This is a genomic window from Brevundimonas sp., assembly GCF_023259385.1.
Taxonomy (GTDB): Bacteria; Pseudomonadota; Alphaproteobacteria; order Caulobacterales; family Caulobacteraceae; genus Brevundimonas.
In genome coordinates, this window is the sequence record NZ_JAHFPF010000337.1 from 1 (window position 1) to 2,852 (window position 2,852).

Annotated in this window: 2 protein-coding genes; both read right to left on the reverse strand. The window is 68.0% G+C overall.

What is annotated here, in order from left to right:
* A partial coding sequence (locus tag Q0C81_RS17860; protein ID WP_291841126.1) for an efflux RND transporter permease subunit occupies positions 1–2,379 on the reverse strand: 2,379 nt, incomplete at its 3' end.
* Positions 2,379–2,852: efflux RND transporter periplasmic adaptor subunit (locus Q0C81_RS17865; protein ID WP_367118038.1), on the reverse strand; the 474-nt coding region annotated here is incomplete at its 5' end. The genes Q0C81_RS17860 and Q0C81_RS17865, both read right to left, overlap by 1 nt.

Below are 2,852 nucleotides of genomic sequence, written 5' to 3' on the forward strand. Positions count from 1 at the left end.
CTGTCCGGGCGCGATCGACAAAGTCGCTATCCGTTTGAGGGGCAGGGCGTGACCGTCGGGGGCGCGCAGCGGCAGATCTTCAAGCGTAAGGACCCGATCGCGCAGCGAACCCTCGGTCCACACCCGCACTCCCACCAGCTTGTCCCCCTCCTGGATCTGGCCGATGACCGAGCCGCCGGTCAACATGTCCAGCTGACGGGTGATGGCCTCCGGATCCAGCCCTTCGAGCGCGGCGGCCGGCCGGTTGACGGTGATGACGATGGCGTCTCCGGCGATGCGCAGTCCCCCGTCCACCTCGATCACGCCGCGAATCTTGCCGATGGCCTCGACGACTTGAGGCGAGGCGGCCTTCAAGGCCGCTTCGTCCGCGCCCAGCAGCTTGACCTCGATCGGTTGCGGCACGGCGGTCAGGTCGCCGATCAGGTCCTCCATCAGCTGCGCCGTCGAGATCGTCAGACCCGGCACGGTCGCTTCGACGCGGCTCCGGACCTCCGCCGTGACCGCTTCGATCGGCCGCCGCCCCTTGGCCTTGAGGCGTACGAAGAAGTCACCCTCATTGGCCTCGGACAGACCGCCGCCGAGTTGCAGGCCCGTTCGGCGCGAATAGCTTTCGACGTCGGGCGTGTTCTGGAGAATGACCTCGACCTGTCTCAGCAGCCGGTCGGTCTCGGCCAGCGACGTTCCGGGCGCGGCGTAATAGTCGAGGATGAAGCCGCCCTCATCCATCTTTGGCATGAATCCCGACCCGACCCGGGTGTAGGCGAAGCCGCCGACCAGGAGCATGACCAGTCCGACGATCAAGGCGATCCGACCCGGCGCCTTGAGCAGGTGGCGCATCAGCGTCTCGTAGCGCCCCCCGAACCGATCCAGGATCGCGCCGCTCTTTTCGGCCTGTTGCACGTCCCGGTCCCGCACCCAGCGGTCGGCCAGGAGCGGCGCGACAAACAGGGCGAACAGAAGAGAAATAAGCAAGGCGGCCGACATGGTGATCGCCAGGGCCTTGAAGAAGCCGCCGGTGACGCCGCCGAGGAAGGCCAGCGGGGCGAAGACGAGCACCGTCGCAAGCGTCGATCCGATCAGGGGACGGATCATTTCGGTCGCCGCCTCCAGAACGCCGCCGCCGGCCGTAGGATCGCGATGCCGTTCCTGCAGTCTCCGCATCAGGTGTTCGAGCATGACGACCGCGTCATCGACCACCAGGCCGACGGCCGCCGCCATGCCGCCCAGCGTCATCATGTTGAAGCTCATGCCCATCAGGCCGAGCACGATGGTCGTGGCCGCCAGGGTGACGGGCAGCAGCAAAGCAACAATCAGCATGAAACGCAGGCTGCGCAGGAAGACGAACAGCACGATCCCGGCCAGCAGGGCGCCCAGGAGAATGGAATCCCGTACGCTGCTGGCGGCCGCGGTCACCAGTTGGGATTGATCGTAGTAGGTGACGATCTTCACGTCCGGCGGGGTCTGGGACGCGAACTCGGCGATCCGCTTGCGCACTTCCTTGACCAGGGCGACGCTGTTGGCGTCGGGGGTCTGGCGGATGTTCAGAAGGACCGCGTCGCGGCCTTGCGAGGTCACCCGGGTCCATTGCGGCGTCTGACGGGTGACGACCTGGGCGATGTCGTCCAGTTCCACGACGCCGCGCGTCCCGGTCTGAACCACGGTGCGGCGGATGTCGTCGATGCCGGTCAGGCGGTTGTCGGCCAGAACCAGATAGAGGCGATAGCGGTCTTCCAGCCGGCCTGTGGAGACGACCACATTGTTGGACGACAGGGTGCGCGCGAGGTCTTCGATCGACAGGCCGAGCGCCTGGAGCCGGGCCGGGTCGGCCAGAACCTGATACTCCTTCTCCTGACCGCCCAGGACGTTGACGCTGGCCACACCGGGCACCGAGGAGAGCAGGGGCGCGAGCTGGAGGCGACCGAAGTCGCGCAGCGCGATAGGGTCGCGGCTGGACGACACCAAGGCGAGGCCCAGCACTGGAAAGACGGTCGGATCCATGCGCCGGACTTCGAACCGTGTGCCGGCAGGCAGATCCGGAACCACGGCGTTCACCGCGGATTCGGCCTGGAGGGTGGCGGCCACCATGTCGGCGCCCCAGGCGAAATTGACCGACAGCTCCGCCGATCCGCGACTGCTGGTCGAGCGGACGCCGACCACGCCCGGAACAGCACGAAGCGCCTGTTCGACGGGGCGGGTCACCTGGTTGACCATCTGATCGACGGGACGATCTCCGGCGTCCAGCGCGACCACGACGCGCGGGAAGTCGATGTGCGGGAACAGGCTAACGGGCAGCCGCAGGGCGGAGGCGGACCCCGACAGCGCCAGCAATGCAAAGGCGAGAACGATGAAGCGGACCTGGCCGCTCAGCCAGCGACCCATCACCTGGCCGCCGGTGTTGAGGCGGAGGGCGGGGCTTCACGCGTCGTCATGCCGTCGGACAGGGCGGGACCGCCGTCGACGACCACCCGCTCTCCCGGTCGGACGCCGCTGGTCAACTGCACCACATCGGCCTGTTCCAGCCCGACCGTGACGGGTCGCCGGGAGGCCACGTTCCGGGTGATCACAAACACATAGGGTTGGTCCCCGTCATAGAGGACCGCCGCCCGCGGCGCGACGGTGGCGTTCGGCAGCGTGCCGAGGACGATCTGTCCCTTGAGCGCTTCGCCCGGCAGGAACGAGCCCCCGGGGGGCAGGGAGACGATGACGGCGGCCAGTCGTGTGGCGGGTTCCACCCGGCGATCGACCGAAGCCACGCGGGCCTCAACCGCGGCCCCGTTGTCGTGCAGACCGGTCAGGCGGATCGCCGCGCCGGGACGGACACGCTGCGCGTCTTCGACCTCGACGCCGAGGCG